17 protein-coding genes, 1 tRNA gene and 2 pseudogenes are annotated in these 17257 nt (G+C 66.2%); 13 read left to right on the plus strand and 7 right to left on the minus strand.

The genetic code is table 11. The features are described 5' to 3' along the window. The first annotated feature begins 9 nt into the window (after window positions 1–9). The 3 genes from ACHMXE_RS15910 to ACHMXE_RS15920 are packed head-to-tail and all read left to right on the plus strand — an operon-like array spanning window position 10 to window position 3300. The gene (locus ACHMXE_RS15910; protein ID WP_395350152.1) at window positions 10–1170 is read left to right on the plus strand and encodes an acyl-CoA dehydrogenase family protein; all 1161 of its coding nucleotides are present in this window, start codon (window positions 10–12) and stop codon (window positions 1168–1170) included. A 40-nt stretch (window positions 1171–1210) separates the two neighbouring features. Beyond that, complete coding sequence (locus tag ACHMXE_RS15915; RefSeq protein ID WP_395350154.1) at window positions 1211–2191, plus strand: tripartite tricarboxylate transporter substrate binding protein; 981 nt, start codon at window positions 1211–1213, stop codon at window positions 2189–2191. Beyond that, window positions 2188–3300 (plus strand): NAD(P)H-dependent flavin oxidoreductase, encoded by a 1113-nt coding sequence (locus ACHMXE_RS15920; protein ID WP_395350156.1) that lies wholly within the window; start codon window positions 2188–2190, stop codon window positions 3298–3300. The genes ACHMXE_RS15915 and ACHMXE_RS15920 overlap by 4 nt, the downstream gene beginning before the upstream one ends. A 53-nt stretch (window positions 3301–3353) precedes the next feature. Here the strand turns inward: ACHMXE_RS15920 and ACHMXE_RS15925 are convergent, their stop codons facing one another. The 3 genes from ACHMXE_RS15925 to ACHMXE_RS15935 form a co-directional block, all read right to left on the minus strand. Next, the gene (locus tag ACHMXE_RS15925) at window positions 3354–4310 is read right to left on the minus strand and encodes a hypothetical protein (protein WP_395350158.1); all 957 of its coding nucleotides are present in this window, start codon (window positions 4308–4310) and stop codon (window positions 3354–3356) included. Between the two features lie 8 nt (window positions 4311–4318). Continuing rightward, window positions 4319–4729, minus strand: a complete 411-nt coding sequence (locus ACHMXE_RS15930; protein WP_395350160.1) for a hypothetical protein — start codon at window positions 4727–4729, stop codon at window positions 4319–4321. Window positions 4730–4817: 88 nt separating this feature from the next. Then, on the minus strand, window positions 4818–5108 hold the full coding sequence (locus ACHMXE_RS15935) for a hypothetical protein (RefSeq protein WP_395350162.1): 291 nt from the start codon (window positions 5106–5108) through the stop codon (window positions 4818–4820). A gap of 92 nt (window positions 5109–5200) precedes the next feature. Here ACHMXE_RS15935 and ACHMXE_RS15940 point away from each other — a divergent pair, with 92 nt between their 5' ends. Next, entirely contained in the window at window positions 5201–6067 is an 867-nt protein-coding gene (locus tag ACHMXE_RS15940) for a LysR substrate-binding domain-containing protein (RefSeq protein ID WP_395350163.1), read from the plus strand. 90 nt (window positions 6068–6157) lie between these two features. Here ACHMXE_RS15940 and ACHMXE_RS15945 read toward each other — a convergent pair. Beyond that, window positions 6158–6232 (minus strand) — tRNA-Arg (locus ACHMXE_RS15945). A 58-nt stretch (window positions 6233–6290) separates the two neighbouring features. Then, a complete protein-coding gene (locus tag ACHMXE_RS15950; RefSeq protein ID WP_395350165.1) occupies window positions 6291–6530 on the minus strand; it encodes a hypothetical protein in 240 nt (79 codons plus the stop codon). A 296-nt stretch (window positions 6531–6826) separates the two neighbouring features. Here ACHMXE_RS15950 and ACHMXE_RS15955 point away from each other — a divergent pair, with 296 nt between their 5' ends. The 4 genes and pseudogenes from ACHMXE_RS15955 (at window position 6827) to ACHMXE_RS15970 (ending at window position 10914) form a co-directional block, all read left to right on the plus strand. After that, a complete protein-coding gene (locus ACHMXE_RS15955) occupies window positions 6827–7855 on the plus strand; it encodes a Bug family tripartite tricarboxylate transporter substrate binding protein (RefSeq protein ID WP_395350167.1) in 1029 nt (342 codons plus the stop codon). 128 nt (window positions 7856–7983) lie between these two features. Continuing rightward, the gene (locus ACHMXE_RS15960) at window positions 7984–8508 is read left to right on the plus strand and encodes a tripartite tricarboxylate transporter TctB family protein (protein ID WP_209543643.1); all 525 of its coding nucleotides are present in this window, start codon (window positions 7984–7986) and stop codon (window positions 8506–8508) included. Window positions 8509–8530: 22 nt separating this feature from the next. Further along, window positions 8531–10060, plus strand: a complete 1530-nt coding sequence (locus ACHMXE_RS15965; RefSeq protein WP_395350169.1) for a tripartite tricarboxylate transporter permease — start codon at window positions 8531–8533, stop codon at window positions 10058–10060. Between the two features lie 16 nt (window positions 10061–10076). Then, window positions 10077–10914: pseudogene (locus ACHMXE_RS15970) on the plus strand (cytidylate kinase family protein). An 85-nt stretch (window positions 10915–10999) separates the two neighbouring features. Here the strand turns inward: ACHMXE_RS15970 and ACHMXE_RS15975 are convergent. Together ACHMXE_RS15975 and ACHMXE_RS15980 are read right to left on the minus strand one after the other, a co-directional pair. Continuing rightward, a complete protein-coding gene (locus ACHMXE_RS15975; protein ID WP_203202884.1) occupies window positions 11000–11608 on the minus strand; it encodes a Crp/Fnr family transcriptional regulator in 609 nt (202 codons plus the stop codon). Window positions 11609–11770: 162 nt separating this feature from the next. Continuing rightward, window positions 11771–11932 carry a hypothetical protein gene (locus ACHMXE_RS15980; RefSeq protein ID WP_296797096.1) on the minus strand — a complete coding sequence of 54 codons (162 nt, stop codon included), beginning with the start codon at window positions 11930–11932 and terminating at the stop codon, window positions 11771–11773. On the opposite strand from ACHMXE_RS15980, the gene oxc reads away from it, so the two are divergent. The 5 genes and pseudogenes from oxc to ACHMXE_RS16005 all read left to right on the plus strand — a co-directional run bounded on the left by oxc (window position 11888) and on the right by ACHMXE_RS16005 (window position 17237). Continuing rightward, window positions 11888–13603, plus strand: coding sequence for an oxalyl-CoA decarboxylase (oxc, locus tag ACHMXE_RS15985; protein WP_395352695.1), 1716 nt, complete (start codon window positions 11888–11890; stop codon window positions 13601–13603). The genes ACHMXE_RS15980 and oxc overlap by 45 nt on opposite strands. 25 nt (window positions 13604–13628) lie before the next feature. Then, window positions 13629–14882 (plus strand): formyl-CoA transferase, encoded by a 1254-nt coding sequence (gene frc / locus ACHMXE_RS15990; protein WP_057590855.1) that lies wholly within the window; start codon window positions 13629–13631, stop codon window positions 14880–14882. A gap of 83 nt (window positions 14883–14965) precedes the next feature. After that, window positions 14966–15409 (plus strand): PAS domain S-box protein, encoded by a 444-nt coding sequence (locus tag ACHMXE_RS15995; protein ID WP_203202883.1) that lies wholly within the window; start codon window positions 14966–14968, stop codon window positions 15407–15409. Continuing rightward, a pseudogene (gene frc, locus ACHMXE_RS16000) lies at window positions 15406–16652 on the plus strand (formyl-CoA transferase). Before ACHMXE_RS15995 ends, frc (ACHMXE_RS16000) begins: the two are co-directional and overlap by 4 nt. 372 nt (window positions 16653–17024) lie before the next feature. Then, window positions 17025–17237, plus strand: coding sequence for a hypothetical protein (locus ACHMXE_RS16005; RefSeq protein ID WP_395350171.1), 213 nt, complete (start codon window positions 17025–17027; stop codon window positions 17235–17237). The last annotated feature ends 20 nt before the right edge of the window (window positions 17238–17257 follow it).

A 17257-nucleotide genomic window follows, 5' to 3' on the forward strand; every position in this document is an offset into this window, starting at 1 on the left:
CCCGAACCCATGATCCGCAGCCCCGAAAAATTCAATGCCCTGCTCGCCGAAGTCCGCGACTTCATCCGCAACGAATGCATGCCCATCGAGGCCGAGGTCGACCGCGACGACCTGATCCCCGAGCCCGTGGTCGAGCGCATGCGCGCGTTGGGCCTGTTCGGCCACAGCATTCCCGAGCCGTACGGCGGCGCAGGCCTCACGAGCGAAGAGCTGTCGCTGGTGAACATGGAGGTCTCGCAGGCCGCCACCACCTTCCGCGCGCGCTTCGGCGGCAACACAGGCATCGCGTCCGAGTCGCTGGTGGTCGACGGCACGCCCGAGCAGAAGCAGCGCTGGCTGCCCGAGCTGGCCAGCGGTCGCCTCACGGGCTGCTTCGCGCTCACCGAGCCCGAGGCCGGTTCCGACGCCACCGCGCAGCAGACCGTGGCCGTGCGCGATGGCGACCACTACCGCATCACGGGCCGCAAGTGCTTCATCACCAACGCGCCCATCGCCGGCCTGTTCACCGTGTTTGCGCGCACCGACCCGCAGGCCAGGGGCGCGGCCGGCATCACGGCCTTCCTGGTCGAGCGCGACACGCCCGGCCTCTCGGCGCCCGCGGGCTATCGCAAGATGGGCCAGCACGGCTCGCCGGTCGGCGAGGTGATTCTCGAAGGCTGCCGCGTGCACGCATCGGCCATCGTCGGCGGCGTGCCGGGCCTGGGCTTCAAGACGGCGATGAAGGCGCTGAACAAGCAGCGCATCAACCTCGCGGGGCTGTGCATCGGGCCGGCCATCCGGCTGGTCGACGAGATGGTGGCGCGCGCCGCGTCGCGCCGGCAGTTCGGCCAGGCCATCGGCGAGTTCCAACTGGTGCAGCAGATGATCGCCGAGAGCAACACCGAAGTGCATGCCGCGCGCGCGCTGCTGCTGGAGACGGCGCGCAAGCGCGACGACGGCGCCGACGTGACCATGGAGGCCTCGATGTGCAAGCTGTTCGCCTCCGAGATGTGCGGCCGCGTGGCCGACCGCGCGGTGCAGGTCTTCGGCGGCGCCGGCTACATCAACGACAACGTGGCCGAGCGCTTCTACCGCGACGTGCGGCTGTTCCGCCTCTACGAAGGCACGAGCCAGATCCACCTCACCAACATCGCGCGCCGCACCATGGCACGAGCCGGGCACCAGACCTGAACCGGCGGCGCGCGCCAGCCATCATCAACGGAGACAACCCATGACCCTCAAAGGCACCCTGCTGGCCGCGCTCTTCGCCGTCCAGTCCCTGGCAATGACCGCGCCCGCGTTCGCGCAGGGCGACTACCCGAGCAAGCCGATCCGAATCATCGTGCCGTTCACCGCCGGGGGCGTGGTCGACTCGATCGCGCGGCTGGTGGGCGAGCGGCTGTCGGCCAAGTACGGCCAGCCCGTCATCGTCGAGAACCGGACCGGTGCCGGCGGCTCGATCGGCACCGACTACGTGGCCAAGGCCGCGCCCGATGGCTACACGCTGCTGTGCGTGAGCCCCGGCCACGCGGTGACGCCGAGCTTGATCAAGGGCGTGGCGTGGAATCCCGTGCGCGACTTCCGCGCCATCGAGGGCTTCGGCGTGATCCCCAACGTGTTCGTGGTGCCGACCGAGGTGCCCGCCAAGACCATGGCGGAGCTGGTCGCGATGGCGAAGAAGGCCGATCCGCCGCTGACCTATGCGACGGCCGGCGTGGGCACCTCGAACCATCTGTCGGGCGAACTGCTGGCGCAGAGCGCGGAGATCAAGCTCACGCACGTGCCCTATCGCGGCCAGCCCGATGCGCTCGGCGACCTGCTCGCGGGCCGCGTGACGATGATGCCGCTGACCGTGGCGCTCGCCGTGCCGCACATCAAGACCGGCAAGCTGCGGCCGCTGGCCGTCACCACGAGCAAGCGCTCCGCCGCCTTGCCCGACACGCCCACGGTGGCGGAGGCCACGGGCCTGAAGGGCTACGACGTGGGCACCTGGTTCGGCTTCGTCGCGCCCGTGAAGACGCCCGATGCCATCGTCGCCAGGCTGTCGGCCGACGTGGCCGAGATCCTGGCCGATCCCGCGATGAAGCCCAAGCTCGACGTGCTCGGCCTCGAGGTGGCGCCGCAGGGCCCGAAGCAGTTCGACGCCTTCATCGCGAGCGAATACGACAAGTGGAGCAAGGTCATCAAGACCGCGGGCATCGAAGCGCAATGAGCGCCGCGCGCCCATCGCCCGTGCGGCCGCCGCTGTGCGAGCGGCTGGGCATCCGCCATCCGATCTTCGGCTTCTCGCACTCGGTGGACGTCTGCGCGGCCATCGCGCGGGCGGGCGGCTTCCCGGTGCTGGGACTCGCGCGCGAGCTGCCGCACGAGATTCCGCACATCCTGGCCGAGGCCAGCGAACGCATGGCGGGCCTGCCGTACGGCATCGACCTGATGCTGCCCTCGCAGGTGCCCGACGAGGCCGCGAGCATCGAGAGCGTGCGCGCGCAATTGCCCGCGCGGCACGTGGCTTTCGTCGACGGCCTGCGCGACCGCTTCCAGGTGAAGCCGCCGCAGCGGCCCAGCTTCTTCACGACGCAGGTGCGCACCCGGGCGCTGTTCGATGCGCAGATCGAGGCCGTGCTCGACTCCGACGCGCGCGGCGTGGCCACGGCCATCGGCCTGCGCGCCGACCTCATCGAGCGCGCGAAGGCGCGCGGCAAGCTCACCTTCTCGCTGGTCGGCTCGGTGCGGCATGCGCGCAAGGCGCTCGACATGGGCGTGGAGGTGCTGGTGGCGCAGGGCTACGACGCGGGCGGCCACACCGGCACGGTCGGCACGCTGTCGCTGCTGCCGCAGGTCATCGCCGAAGCCGGCGAGGTGCCGGTGCTGGCGGCCGGCGGCATCGCCACCGGCGCGCAGGTGCTGGGCGTGCTGGGCATGGGCGCGCAGGGCGCGTGGCTCGGCACCTTGTGGATGGGCGCGAAGGAGAACCACACGCCGCCCGCGCTGCTGCAACGGCTCATCGCCAGCGGCAGCGAGGACACCCTGATCACGCGCGCCCACAGCGGCAAGCCCTGCCGCGTGGTGCGCAGCGACTGGATCGATGCCTGGAACGAGCCCGGCGCGCCCGCGCCGCTGGGCATGCCGCTGCAGCAGGCGCTCACCGGCGACGTGTTCGCCTCGATGCACGAGTTCGACGACGCGCGGCTGATCTACGAGGCGGCCGGCCAGAGCGTGTTCGGCATCGAGCGGGAGACCACGGTGGGCGAGCAGATGGATGCGCTGGTCGAGGGCATGCGCAGGGCGTGGGAGCGCATGCGGGGCTGGGACGCGCGCTAGCGGCGAAGACCCCGATACAGCCACCCGACATCGCGTGGCTGCGCGAAGACAAGCTATTGACCGAACATGTAGCTGAACATGTCGCCGAAGTCCCCATAGACCGGATTGTTGCCCGTCCCCGATTCGTGGATCACGATCATGTTGTTCGCCTTCAGCATGAAGTCGTTGTACTTCGCATTGGTCGATCCGGTGAGCGAGTAGTAGTGCGGCGTTCCACCCTGCGTGTACGCGAATTGCGAAGTCTTGCCGTGCGTCTTCTTGTTGCGGTGGACTTTTGCACCAGGCAGCGGGCTGTAGTCATCGCCGTCATCGTCGTCGTCCATGACGACAAACTTGACGTTCGATGTGGATGAACTCGACAGATCGAGGCCATGCTGCAGCGCCATCTCATGGATGTCGGTCATGAGCGCGGCACCCAGCTCCGACCACGCGTTGTTGTGGAAGCGGAGATAGGCCTGATCCATCTTGACGTACGGGGCCGTGACATTGGCGCCCGTATTGATGGTCTGCATGATCTTGGCCATGGGATTGGCGGTGGTCGACCAGACGTTGGTCCCGTAGTACGGATAAAAATAGGCAGAGATTCCGCTCGAGTCCTCGGCATGGTTCAAGCCGCCCGAGGCGGTGTGCAGGCTCTGCATGGTCGCCCGGAACGCGGTCGGGCTCGTGTCCTGCGCATGGGGCCACAGCGCGCTGTCGAAGTATTTCTTGTAAGCCCCATAGAGACCGTCGTTCTGGCTGACGATCACGCCCGCCTGGTGCCAGTTGTTGCCGCTGACCGGACCATAGGCGCGCCATTCGTCGAAGTTTGCCGTGGCGGTGTAGACGACGCTGCTTTGATCGCTCGTTCCGCTGCGAATCTTGTTGATCAGCATGAACTTGTTGTGCATCTGTTCGTCGGACCCGGTGCCCCAGCCCACGAAGCGATAGGAGAGGTTGGGGCCACCGTTGGCGTCGAGATAGGCCTTGACCTGCGCGATGGAGGCGTCGCTCGCCAGGTGAATGATCATTTGCACCTTCACCCGGCCTGTGCCGCCTTGCAGTACGAATAGATCAGTTTCTCGGAATCGCTTCCCGCGAAGTCCGAATCGGAAACGTTGAGGTAGGTCGATGCATTGCCCGGGTTGAATCCGACATAGGCATCGAGCGCCATCTTGTAGGTGGCGGAGCGGATTTCCACCGTTTCCGTGGGATGGGCGGTCTTGTAGGCAATGGCGTTCTGGATCAGGTCGGAAAATTTCGCGACCACATGGCCGGGTCCGCCCACCGTGCTCCCGCTTTCGGCCATGTGGCGTTGCTCGATGACCTGGACCTTGGCGGTCCCTTTGGTGCGGACCGGGTAGATCACTGCATGCGCGGCATTGGAAAGAAGGATCGTCGCCAGGCCGATCCATACGCTCCTGCAAAGGAGGGAGGTCGTTTTTTTCATCGGTAGAAGCTCGTTGGAATGGGTGAGGAAAACCTCGCCGCTCGATCCCTTCGATCCGTTCGGCGAGCGGGCTGCTTGTCTCCGGGTACTACAGCGTCATGAAATGCCTGGCGCATCGAAGCGATGTTTTTTCTCCCTTCGCTGCTTTCCTCGGTGCGCCGCAAGGTGCATCCCCGACCGGCGCAGTGTCGAGCTGGCATCGGGTGCCGTCCAATCGCATTTCCGAGGTCGAGGTGGTCGAAAACCGATGGGTCGGCGGTGCGGCAATCCGCGTCTTCCTCGGGTTCCATTCGAGGCATCGATCCGTCATGCGCACGGCGAACCCGTTCATCGTCCCGCAGCGGGCGGTCTGGCTGAAAACCAATGAATGCAGGTCCATCGGCCAGCCACGGGGGAAAGCGCGCATGCGCGCCCCAGGCCGATGTGAGAGCCTTCGCGGCTCGCTGTCATCGAGCCTTGATGCCTCGTCCCATGTTTCACCAGTACTACAAGTGGATCCGATGCTTTCATGCTGTCGCCAGGACGGGCGGCTTCACCGCGGCGGCGCATTACCTGCGCATCGGCCAGCCCACGGTGACCGATCAGGTCAAGGCACTGGAGATTCGCTTCAATGTCGAACTCTTCCTGCGCGGAAGTCGTACCGTGAGGTTGACCCCGACGGGCGAGCGGCTCTATGGCATCACCCAGGGCCTGTTCGGCCAGGAAGAAGAAGCGATCACCTTTTTGCAGAATGCACAGAAGCTCGGAGCCGGATCGATCCGCATCGGAACGGTCTCTCCTCCCATCGCGCTGGAACTGGTCCGACGGTTCAAGAGCGCCCATCCGTCGCTCGAGGTGACGGTCTCCATCGGATCGGAAGAATCGACCTTGCGGGGTTTGCACGATTTCGACATCGACGTCGGCCTGCTGGTGGAGCCGCCGCTCACCGAGGGCTTGCACAGCGCAGCATTTCGTAGCGAGCGAATCGTCGCGGTGGTTCCCGTCGACCACCCCTGGACGCATCGCACGTCGATCGTCACGCGGGATATCGAAGGCGAAGCGGTCATCCTTCGGGAGGCCGGGTCGAAGACGCGACAGCGTGTCGAGCGTGCGTGCCGGCAAAGGAACGTGCGCCTGAACTGCGTCATGGAGATCAACAGCCGTGAAGCCATCCTGCACGCCGTTGCCTGCGGCATGGGAATCGGTTTCGTCGCGCAGGTGGAGTTCATCCCCTTGCAGGGACTGTGCGCCATCGCGATCGAGGACGAAGAGCTGTCGATCAGCTATTCGCTGTGCTGTCTGTCGGTGCGCCGGGATCGCGCGCTCATTGGCGCGTTGTTCGAAGCGACCACACCCTGAGCAGGGGCCGACCGCCGACCTGCCCAGTCCCGGCGGAACGGCTTGTTCCGCGATGCGGCTTGGGGCGCTGGAGACACGGAACCGTGTCATTGGTGCCTTCGACAGGAATCGAACCTGTATCTGAGTCTTAGGAGGACCCCGTTCTATCCATTGAACTACGAAGACGCTGAGCGGCTGGACTTTACCAGTTCGGCCGCTCCTTCCCGTGACGATGGGGCCTGGCTCAGCGCAGCCCGACGCGCGAGGCGTGCCAGCGCAGGGCGGCGGCGCGGGCCGGGTCGGTGGCTTCGATGCGGTCGGCGCGGCGCTGCAGGGCGCGCATCTGCTCGACCTCGGCGATGACCTTGTTGGGGCTCAGCAGGGTGCCCAGCAGCATGTCGGCCTCGAAGGCCAGCCTCCTGAGGACGACCGTGGCGCGACGCAGCAGCTTCGCGGGGGCGGACGATCGGTCGAGGCTGGGCATGGCGGGAAGCTCCTGGGCGTGAAACAGTGGACGGGGGTGGCGATTTTATAGGGTTAACCCGAACCCCCTGCGGCGCGGGGTCGGGCCCTCCGCAGCGCCTCCCGCGATCGCGCCGAACGCATCGCGCGCGGCTCGCCGCGGCCCATCGCGGGGTGGGCTTACCCCGATACGGAATCTTCAAAAAATTGACCGCGATCAAGCCGGCGCGTTTCGCGCACGCGCACCATCTGCGCTGTTCGGATCCGGCTCAGACTCACGACAAAAAAGAGCGCACCCTCTACAGCAGGAGACAACAGATGAAGCATTTCATTGCGCGCCTCGGCGCGTGTCGCGCACGAGTCCTGGTCGCCACCGCCGCCGCGGCGGTCATGGCAGCCGCCACCCCCGCATGGGCCTGGGAACCCGCCAAGCCCGTCGAGTTCGTGATCCCCGCCGGCACCGGCGGCGGCGCCGACCAGATGGGCCGGCTGCTGCAAGGCATCGTCATCAAGTACAAGCTGATGAAGGAGCCGCTGATCGTCGTCAACAAGTCGGGCGGCGCGGGTGCCGAAGGTTTTCTCTCGGTGAAGGAAGCCAAGGGCGATCCGCACAAGATCATCATCTCGCTGTCGAACCTCTTCACCACGCCGATGGCCACGGGCGTGCCCTTCAACTGGAAGGACATGACGCCGGTGGCGATGCTGGCGCTCGACCAGTTCGTGCTGTGGACCAACGCCGAGCAGCCCTACAAGACGGCGGGCGAGTACATCGCCGCGGTGAAGGCGGCGGGCCCGAACAAGTTCAAGATGGCCGGCACCGGCTCGAAGCAGGAAGACCAGATCATCACGGTCGCGCTCGAGAAGGCCACGGGCACCAAGTTCATCTACGTGCCGTTCAAGGGCGGCGGCGAGGTCGCGGTGCAGCTGGTGGGCGGCCACGTGAACTCCACCGTGAACAACCCGATCGAGGCGGTGGCGCAATGGCGCGCGGGCAAGCTGCGCCCGCTGTGCGTGTTCGACGACGAGCGCATGCCCTTCAAGGCCAAGGTCACCGACACGCAGTCGTGGAACGACGTGCCCACCTGCAAGGAAGCGGGCGTGCCGGCCAAGTACACGATGCTGCGCGGCATCTTCATGGCACCGGGCGTCAAGCCCGAGCAACTGGCCTTCTACAAGGACCTGCTGACCAAGGTGGCCGCCACGTCCGAGTGGAAGGAATACATGGAGAAGGGTGCCTTCAACCCGACCTTCATGACCGGTGCCGATTTCGAGAAGTGGCTCGCCAGCGCGGAAATCACGCACAAGACGCTGATGACCGAGGCCGGCTTCCTGGCCGCGAGCAAGTAACAAGCAAGAAGGCACCGGCGGCCGGGCGCGCCGCCGCGATGCATCGGACGACGTGAGCATGCGCCCGCGCGGGTGCATGGCGTCGCGCCCGGTTTTCTCTCTCTCGACAACAACACGATGGGGGCTCCATGGAGCACGACGACAACGTATCCGACACGGCCGCGCGCACGGGCGTGGCCACGAACAAGGTCGAGGCGGTGGTGGCATTGCTGCTGCTGGTGGCCGGCCTGGTGGTGGTCTTCGAAAGCCGCCGGCTCGGCGCGGGCTGGACCAGCGACGGTCCGGGCGCCGGCTACTTCCCGTTCTTCATCGGCCTGATCATCACGATCTCGGGCATCGGCATCCTCTACCAGTCGCTGCTGGGCAAGAACCGCAACACCGAGGTCTTCGTCGACCGCGAGCAGCTCAAGCGCGTGCTCTCGGTGCTGCTGCCGGCGCTGGTCTACGTGCTGGGCATCGCGCTGCTGGGCCTGTACGTGGCCTCGGCGGTCTACATCGCGCTGTTCATGGTGATCCTGGGCAAGTACTCCTGGGTCAAGGCGGCGCTTGCGGCGCTGGCCGTGAACACGCTGTTCTTCTTCATGTTCGAGGTCTGGTTCAAGGTGCCGCTGTTCAAGGGCGCGCTGGATCCGCTCTCGTTCCTCGGCTACTGACACCTTACGGAGCACAAGCGAAATGGAAGAAATCGGTGCCCTGATGCAGGGCTTCTCGGTGATCCTGACACCGACCAACATCGGCCTGATGTTCGTCGGGATCATCCTGGGCGTGCTGATCGGCGTGCTGCCCGGACTGGGCGGCGCCAACGGCGTCGCGATCCTGCTGCCGCTCACGTTCACGATGTCGCCGACCTCGGCGATCATCATGCTGTCGTGCATCTACTGGGGGGCGCTGTTCGGCGGCGCCATCACCTCGGTGCTGTTCAACATCCCGGGCGAGCCGTGGTCGGTGGCCACCACCTTCGACGGCTATCCGATGGCGCAGCAGGGCCGCGCGGGCGCGGCGCTCACCACGGCCTTCACCTCGTCGTTCGTGGGCGCCTTCCTCGCGGTGGTGATGATCACCTTCCTCGCGCCGCTGGTCGCGAAGTTCGCGCTGAAGTTCGGCTCGCCCGAATTCTTCGCGGTCTACCTGCTGACCTTCTGCAGCTTCGTGGGCATGGGCAAGGGCTCGCCGTTCAAGATCCTGGCCTCGATGGCGCTGGGCTTCGCGCTCGCCAGCGTGGGCATGGACACGGTCACGGGCCAGCTGCGCCTGACCTTCGGCCAGCCCGAGCTGATGCGCGGCTTCGACTTCCTGATCGCGGTGATCGGCCTGTTCGGCATCGGCGAGATCCTGCTGTCGATGGAAGAGGGCCTGAAGTTCTCGGGCAAGAGCGCGAAGATCGATCCGAAGGTGGTGCTGCAGACCTGGAAGCAGCTGCCGCAGTACTGGATGACCTCGCTGCGCAGCTCGCTGATCGGCATCTGGATGGGCATCACCCCGGGCGGCGCCACGCCGGCCTCGTTCATGGCCTACGGCCTGGCCAAGAAGATGTCCAAGCGCGGCTCGAAGTTCGGCACCGGCGAGGCCGAGGGCGTGGTCGCGCCCGAGACCGCGGCGCACGCGGCCGGCACCAGCGCGCTGCTGCCGATGCTGGCGCTCGGCATCCCGGGCTCGCCGACCGCGGCGGTGCTGCTGGGCGGCCTCTTGATCTGGGGCCTGCAGCCCGGGCCGCTGCTGTTCGTCGAGCAGAAGGACTTCGTCTGGGGCCTGATCGCCAGCATGTACCTGGGCAACATCGTCGGCCTGATCGTGGTGCTGAGCACGGTGCCGCTGTTCGCCTCGATCCTGCGCATCCCGTTCTCGATCATCGCGCCGGTGATCATCGTGATCTGCGCGATCGGTGCCTACACGGTGCACAACGCGATGCTCGACATCTGGTTCATGCTGGGCTTCGGCGTCATCGGCTACCTCTTCAAGAAGCTCGACTTCCCGCTCGCGCCGCTGGTGCTGGCGCTGGTGCTCGGCGACAAGGCCGAGGACTCGTTCCGCCAGGCCATGCTGGTGTCGCAGGGCGACGTGATGATCATGTTCTCGAACCCGCTGGTCGGCGGCATCACCACCCTGGCGCTCACCTTGCTGTTCTGGCCGCTGATCGCCAGGCTGCTGGCGCTCTTCAAGCCGAAGAAGCCCGACGAGTTCGCCGTCGAGCGGCCGGTCGATTGAGCACGGAGGCCACGCCATGCCCGTCATCGCACTGACCCCAGGAAATGGGCTCGCTCGCCAAGGACGTGTCGGTTCAGCTCGCCGAGGAGTTGGGGCTGGAGCTGATGCGTCACGAGGTCATCGAGCGCGTCGCCGACCGCATGCAGGTCTCGACCAGCCTGATCGGCCGCCTGCGCGGCGGCAAGGCCGGTTTCGTCGAGCGGCTCACCGCCGACCGGCGCAGCCTCGCGCTCTACACGGCCGAGGAACTGTTCGCGCTGGCCGACCGCGGCAATGTGGTGCTGCGCGGCTGGGGCGCCACCTGCCTGCTGCGGCCGGTGCCGCACGTGGTGTGCGTGCGCATCACGCGCTCGCTCAAGAAGCGCATCGACTGGCTGATGACGCACCTGGAGACCGACGACGCCGAGTTCGCCGAGGCTGAGATCCGGCGCAGCGACGAGGCGCATGCGGCGCGCATGCATGCGCAGTTCGGCGTGACCTGGGGCGACCCGGTGCTCTACGACCTGGTGCTCAACACCGACCGGCTCACGGTCGACAGCTGCGTGGCGCAGATCCGCGCGCTGGCGGCGCGGCCCGAGTTCGCCGAGACCGCGCGTTCGCGCGCGCTGCTGGCCAACATGGCGCTGGCGGCACGCGTGAAGGCGGCGCTCAAGGACGGCGCGGCCACGGCCGACATCCGCGTCACGGTGGAGGCCGACCATGGCCGCGTGAGCCTGCGCGGCATCGTGCTCGACGCGGACGAGCGCGCGCAGACCGAGGCCGTGACGGCGGCGGTGGAGGGCGTGGACGCGGTGGACAACCAGTTGCGGCTGATGGCGACGACCCGGCGCTTCGCGTCGGCGAAGCAGACCTGAATCGAGCCCTCGACCGTTCGGGCTGAGCTTGTCGAAGCCGTGCGCGAGGCTTCGACAAGCTCAGCCCGAACGGTTTGTGAAGCTCTCAGATCTTCCCGCGCTTGCGCAACCGACTCAGGGTTTCCGCGGAGAGATTGAGGTAGGACGCGAGTTCCTTGCTCGGGATGCGGTCCACGAGCTCGGGGTGCTTGCGCAGGAAACGGTGCACCCGGCCCGGCGCGTCCAGCAGGTGCAGCGTGATGGTGTGCGCCATGATCTCGCTCATGCCGCGCATCACAAGGAACTCGAACAGTTCCTTGGTCTGGGGATGGCTCGCCAGGAAGGCGGTCCATTCCTTCAGCGGCAGGCTCGCCACGCGGGCCTTGGTGACGCAGACGATGCCGTAGGGCGTGGGCGTGCCCAGGCGCATGGCCGCGTAGCTGGTCTCCATGTCGTTCTCGTCGGCGAAGCGCAGGATCATCTCCTTGCCCTCCGGGTTGCTCACCACCCGCTTGAGGATGCCGTCGAGGATGAAGTACTGCTCCATCTCCCGCACCCCCTGGTGCAGCAGGAAATCGCCCTTGTTGCCGTCGACGATCACCAGGTGCGCCTCGAGCTCGGCGCGCTCGCTCTCGTTCAGGTCCTTGAGCAGGATGTTCTGCCGGAGCTGGGCACGAATGATGTTCTTCTCCGGGTGGTTTTCCAACAACGTCATGGTCACCGTCTTGCTCGATTTCGTCGCCTGCGGCGCCGCTTCATCGGGGGTCGGCGCCGTTTTCGGGAAAGTTGACCGAGGTCAACGGCCGAAAGGATGGCCCGAATCATAGTCGCGGCTCGGGCCTCGGCCATTCACCCCAGCAGAAGGAGAGACATGTCTTCAGTTAGCACAGCCAAAGAGGCGGCCACGACGCTCGATGAGGCGATCAAGCCCAAGAGTCGGCCAGCCAACGGCGCCGCCGACGATCAGCAACTCGTCGCGCGCGCCCTCCAGCAGATGACGCAGGAAGCGCCGGAAGCGGAAACCACCGATGGTTTCCACCTGGTGATCGATGCGCTGAAGCTGAACGACATCGACACCATCTTCGCGCTGCCGGGCATCCCGATCACCGACCTGACCCGCATGGCGCAGGCCGAGGGCATGCGCGTGATCTCGTTCCGCCACGAGCAGCACGCCGGCAATGCCGCCGCTGCCGCCGGCTTCCTCACGCAGAAGCCCGGCATCTGCCTCACGGTGTCGGCGCCCGGCTTCCTCAACGGCCTGACCGCGCTGGCCAACGCCACCACCAACTGCTTCCCGATGATCCTGATCAGCGGCTCCAGCGAGCGCGAGATCGTCGACCTGCAGCAGGGCGACTACGAGGAGATGGACCAGCTGGCGATCGCCAAGCCGCTGTGCAAGGCCGCGTTCCGCGTGCTGCACGCCGAGGACATCGGCGTGGGCATCGCGCGCGCCATCCGCTCGGCCGTCTCGGGCCGCCCCGGCGGCGTGTACCTCGACCTGCCGGCCAAGCTGTTCGCGCAGACGATGGACGCCATCAAGGGCAAGAACTCGCTGATCAAGGTCATCGATCCCGCGCCGCGCCAGATCCCGGCCGCCGATGCCGTGCAGCGCGCGCTCGACCTGCTCAAGGGCGCGAAGCGCCCGCTGATCCTGCTGGGCAAGGGCGCCGCCTACGCCCAGGCCGATGCCGACATCCGCGCGCTGGTCGAGAAGACCGGCATCCCCTACCTGCCGATGTCGATGGCCAAGGGCCTCTTGCCCGACACGCATGCGCAATCGGCCGCCGCCGCGCGCTCCTACGTGCTGCAGGAAGCCGACGTGGTGCTGCTGGTGGGCGCGCGCCTGAACTGGCTGCTCTCGCACGGCAAGGGCAAGACCTGGGCGCAGGAGAAGGGCGCCAAGCAGTTCATCCAGATCGACATCGCGCCGACCGAGATCGACAGCAACGTGGCGATCGCCGCACCGGTGATCGGCGACATCGGCTCCTGCGTGGCCGCGCTGCTCGCGGGCATCGACGCCAAGTGGGCCAAGCCGCCGACCGAATGGACCGGCGCGATCGCCGAGCGCAAGGACAAGAACCTGTCGAAGATGGCCGCCACGCTCGCCGCGCGTCCCTCGCCGATGAACTTCCAGAGCGCGCTCAGCGTGATCCGCGACCAGGTCAAGGCCCGGCCCGATGCGATCGTCGTCAACGAAGGCGCCAACACGCTGGACTTCGCGCGCAGCATCGTCGACATGTACGAGCCGCGCAAGCGCCTCGACGTCGGCACCTGGGGGATCATGGGCATCGGCATGGGCTTCGCGGTGGCCGCGGCCGTGGTCACGGGCAAGCCGGTGATCGCGATCGAGGGCGACAGCGCCTTCGGCTTCAGCGGCATGGAGGTCGAGACCATCTGCCGCTACAACCTGCCGATCTGCGTGATCGTGTTCAACAACAACGGCGTCTACCGCGGCACCGACGTGAACCCGAGCGGCACGCCCGACGTGGCGCCCACCGTGTTCGTGAAGAACGCGCGCTACGACAAGCTGATGGAAGCCTTCGGCGGCGTGGGCGTGCATGCGACCACCGCCGACGAGCTGCAGGCGGCCCTGACCGAGGCCGTCGCCACCGGCCGCCCGACCCTGATCAATGCCGTCATCGACGAGACCGCGGGCACCGAGAGCGGCCGCATCACCAGTCTCAATCCGGCCACGGCGAAGAAGAAGTGATTCCTTTCATTCCAGGAGATTCGACATGAGCAACAAACCTCTCAACGGCATCAAGATCATCGACTTCACGCACGTGCAAGCCGGTCCGGCCTGCACCCAGCTGCTGGCCTGGTTCGGCGCCGACGTGATCAAGGTCGAGCGCCCCGGCGCCGGCGACGTCACGCGCTCGCAGCTGCGCGACATCCCCGACGTCGACGCGCTGTACTTCACCATGCTCAACAGCAACAAGCGCTCGCTGACGCTGGACACCAAGCAGCCCGAGGGCAAGGTGGTGCTCGAGAAGCTGATCAAGGAATCGGACGTGCTGGTCGAGAACTTCGGCCCCGGTGCGCTCGACCGCATGGGCTTCAGCTGGGAACGCATCCAGGAACTGAACCCGAAGATGATCGTCGCCTCGGTCAAGGGCTTCAGCGACGGCCACCACTACGACGACCTGAAGGTCTACGAGAACGTCGCGCAGTGCGCGGGCGGCGCCGCCTCCACCACCGGCTTCTGGGACGGCCCGCCGACCGTGAGCGCCGCGGCGCTGGGCGACAGCAACACCGGCATGCACCTGGCGATCGGCATCCTCACGGCCATCATCGGCCGCGAGCAGACCGGCAAGGGCCAGCGCGTGGCCTGCTCGATGCAGGACGCCGTGCTCAACCTGTGCCGCGTGAAGATGCGCGACCAGCAGCGCCTCGATCGCCTGGGCTACCTCGAGGAATACCCGCAGTACCCGCACGGCACCTTCAGCGACGTGGTGCCGCGCGGCGGCAATGCCGGCGGCGGCGGCCAGCCGGGCTGGGTGCTCAAGTGCAAGGGCTGGGAGACCGACCCGAACGCCTACATCTACTTCACCGTGCAGGGCCATGCGTGGGCACCGATCTGCGATGCCATCGGCAAGCCCGAGTGGAAGACCGATCCCGACTACATGACCGCCAAGGCGCGCCAGCCGCACATCACCGACATCTTCGCGACCATCGAGGGCTGGCTGGCCGACAAGACCAAGTTCGAGGCGGTCGACATCCTGCGCAAGTTCGACATCCCCTGCGCGCCGGTGCTGACGATGAAGGAACTGCTGAACGACGAATCGCTGCGCAAGAGCGGCTCGATCGTGGAAGTGCCGCACAAGGAACGCGGCACCTACTTCACCGTGGGCAGCCCGATCAAGTTCTCGGACCTCAAGCCCGAGATCACCGGTTCGCCGCTGCTGGGCGAACACACCGACGACGTGCTGGCCGAGCTCGGCTACAGCCAACAGCAGATCGCCGCGCTGCACGAAGCGAAGGCAGTCTGACCCAGGCGTTCCCCCGGGGCTTTTCCAGTCCACGAAGCGCCGGGGGGCGCGGTATTTCGGATGCGTCGAGGCGGGAGGCCAGCATGCAAGCTTCAGTGGATTTCAGGCAGCTCGTCGAAGGGGCGGGCGATGCCATCATGGTGTGCGATGCGGCCGGGGCCATCGTTCTGTGGAACCCCGCGGCCGAACGCATCTTCGGCTTCACCGAGGCCGAGGCGCTGGGTCGCTCGCTCGACCTCATCATTCCCGAGCGCCAGCGGCAGCGCCACTGGGACGGCTACCACAAGACCATGGACACCGGCATCACCAAGTACGGTGCCGATCTGCTGCGCGTGCCGGCCCTGCACAAGGACGGCCGCACCTTGTCGATCGCCTTCACGGTGTCGATGCTGTTTTCGCCACAACGCGAGGTCTCGGGCATCGTCGCCATCGTCCGCGACGAGACAGCCCGATTCGCGGAAGAGCGCAAACTGCGCGCTCGTCTGCTAGAAGCGGAAACCACGATCAAAGAAGGAGACAGTCGATGAGTCAAGCGCTGGAGGGTGTCCGCATCCTCGATTTCACCCACGTGCAATCCGGCCCCACCTGCACGCAGCTGCTGGCCTGGTTCGGCGCCGACGTCATCAAGGTCGAGCGCGCCGGCGAAGGCGATGCCACGCGTGGCCAGCTGCGCGACATCCCGGTGTGGACAGCCTCTACTTCACGATGCTGAACCACAACAAGCGCTCGATCACGCTCGACACCAAGAACCCCAAGGGGCGCCAGGTGCTCGACGAGCTGATCAAGACCTGCGACGTGCTGGTCGAGAACTTCGCGCCCGGCGCACTCGACCGCATGGGCATCACCTGGGAACACATCCAGAAGCTCAACCCGCGCATGATCGTGGCCTCGGTCAAGGGCTTCGGCCCCGGCAAGTACGCCGACTGCAAGGTCTACGAGAACGTGGCGCAGTGCGCCGGCGGCGCGGCGTCGACCACCGGCTTCGAGGACGGCCCGCCGATGGTGACCGGCGCCCAGATCGGCGACAGCGGCACCGGCCTGCACCTCGCGCTCGGCATCCTGGCGGCGCTGTTCCAGCGCAACAGCACCGGCCGCGGCCAGAAGGTGCTGGCGCCGATGCAGGACGCGGTGCTCAACCTGTGCCGCGTGAAGATGCGCGACCAGCAGCGGCTGGAACGCACTGGCACCATGCACGAATACCCGCAGTACCCCGACGGCAAGTTCGGCGACGCGGTGCCGCGCGCGGGCAATGCCTCGGGCGGCGGCCAGCCCGGCTCGATCCTCAAGTGCAAGGGCTGGGAGACCGACCCCAACGCCTACATCTACTTCATCACGCAGGCGGCGGTGTGGCCGGCGGTGTGCAAGGTGATCGGCGAGGAAGGCTGGATCACCGACGAGGCCTACGCCACGCCGGCCGCGCGCCTGCTGCACCTGAAGCCGATCTTCGCGCGCATCGAGCAATGGACCATGACCAAGGACAAGTTCGAGGCCATGGAGATCCTGAACCAGTACGACATTCCGTGCGGGCCGATCCTCTCGATGAAGGAGATCGCCGCCGACGAATCGCTGCGCGAGACCGGGACCATCGTCGAGGTCGACCATCCCACGCGCGGCAAGTACCTGACGGTGGGCAATCCGATCAAGCTGTCGGACAGCCCCACCGAGGTGAAGCGCTCGCCGCTCCTGGGCGAGCACACCGAGGAAGTGCTGATGCAGCTGGGCTACGGCCTGGAAGACGTGGCGGCGCTGCGCGCCGAACGCGTGATCTGACGACGAAGAACGCGGCGCGGTAATTCCGCGCCAATTCGAACGAATCCGCAATTGATTCGCCAATGGCATGGCCGGCGGCGAAGGGATTCGTTCGTCTTCTCTCTTTGAATTGAATTGGAGTCATGCATAACTCCAAATGAATGCTCTCAATAAAATAGTTTGACTGTTATTTATCGTTCTGCACTTCTACAGTTTGAACATGCCGGCAAGTCATTCAATTCACCGCACGGCAGTCATTCGAAAGGAGCAGACCATGCAGAACCTCACGCCCGTTCAATACTGGCTCGATGAAACCGAACGCAATGCCTACAACGCCGCCTTCTACGAATTGGGCTTGCGCTGGCACTGGACCGCCAGACCTATTGCGACCTGATGGGCACGGCGCAGGAACCCGAAAAGCGCATTGGCCATTATCTCGAGGCGAATCATCCGCATCTGCTGCGCGCCTACGACGCGGCATTCCTGGCCGATGCGATCGAACAGAAGAAGGAAGCCTACAAGCGGCGTGAAGGCGAAGGTTCCGCGCCGCTGTCGAAGCGACATTTCAATTGGGCCGAATGCCGCGGTGCCGAACTCGGCGCCTGAGTTGCAATTGAACGATCAAA

Origin of the sequence: Variovorax sp. UC122_21 (assembly GCF_044056785.1) — a bacterium.
GTDB lineage: Bacteria > Pseudomonadota > Gammaproteobacteria > Burkholderiales > Burkholderiaceae_C > Variovorax.

Coding starts and splice junctions, on each gene's coding strand:
- ACHMXE_RS15910 (WP_395350152.1), top strand. CDS start 10: ATGATCCGCAGCCCCGAAAAATTCAATGCCCTGCTCGCCGAAGTCCGC.
- ACHMXE_RS15915 (WP_395350154.1), top strand. CDS start 1,211: ATGACCCTCAAAGGCACCCTGCTGGCCGCGCTCTTCGCCGTCCAGTCC.
- ACHMXE_RS15920 (WP_395350156.1), top strand. CDS start 2,188: ATGAGCGCCGCGCGCCCATCGCCCGTGCGGCCGCCGCTGTGCGAGCGG.
- ACHMXE_RS15925 (WP_395350158.1), bottom strand. CDS start 4,310: ATGATCATTCACCTGGCGAGCGACGCCTCCATCGCGCAGGTCAAGGCC.
- ACHMXE_RS15930 (WP_395350160.1), bottom strand. CDS start 4,729: ATGAAAAAAACGACCTCCCTCCTTTGCAGGAGCGTATGGATCGGCCTG.
- ACHMXE_RS15935 (WP_395350162.1), bottom strand. CDS start 5,108: ATGGACCTGCATTCATTGGTTTTCAGCCAGACCGCCCGCTGCGGGACG.
- ACHMXE_RS15940 (WP_395350163.1), top strand. CDS start 5,201: ATGTTTCACCAGTACTACAAGTGGATCCGATGCTTTCATGCTGTCGCC.
- ACHMXE_RS15950 (WP_395350165.1), bottom strand. CDS start 6,530: ATGCCCAGCCTCGACCGATCGTCCGCCCCCGCGAAGCTGCTGCGTCGC.
- ACHMXE_RS15955 (WP_395350167.1), top strand. CDS start 6,827: ATGAAGCATTTCATTGCGCGCCTCGGCGCGTGTCGCGCACGAGTCCTG.
- ACHMXE_RS15960 (WP_209543643.1), top strand. CDS start 7,984: ATGGAGCACGACGACAACGTATCCGACACGGCCGCGCGCACGGGCGTG.
- ACHMXE_RS15965 (WP_395350169.1), top strand. CDS start 8,531: ATGGAAGAAATCGGTGCCCTGATGCAGGGCTTCTCGGTGATCCTGACA.
- ACHMXE_RS15975 (WP_203202884.1), bottom strand. CDS start 11,608: ATGACGTTGTTGGAAAACCACCCGGAGAAGAACATCATTCGTGCCCAG.
- oxc (WP_395352695.1), top strand. CDS start 11,888: ATGACGCAGGAAGCGCCGGAAGCGGAAACCACCGATGGTTTCCACCTG.
- frc (WP_057590855.1), top strand. CDS start 13,629: ATGAGCAACAAACCTCTCAACGGCATCAAGATCATCGACTTCACGCAC.
- ACHMXE_RS15995 (WP_203202883.1), top strand. CDS start 14,966: ATGCAAGCTTCAGTGGATTTCAGGCAGCTCGTCGAAGGGGCGGGCGAT.
- ACHMXE_RS16005 (WP_395350171.1), top strand. CDS start 17,025: ATGGGCACGGCGCAGGAACCCGAAAAGCGCATTGGCCATTATCTCGAG.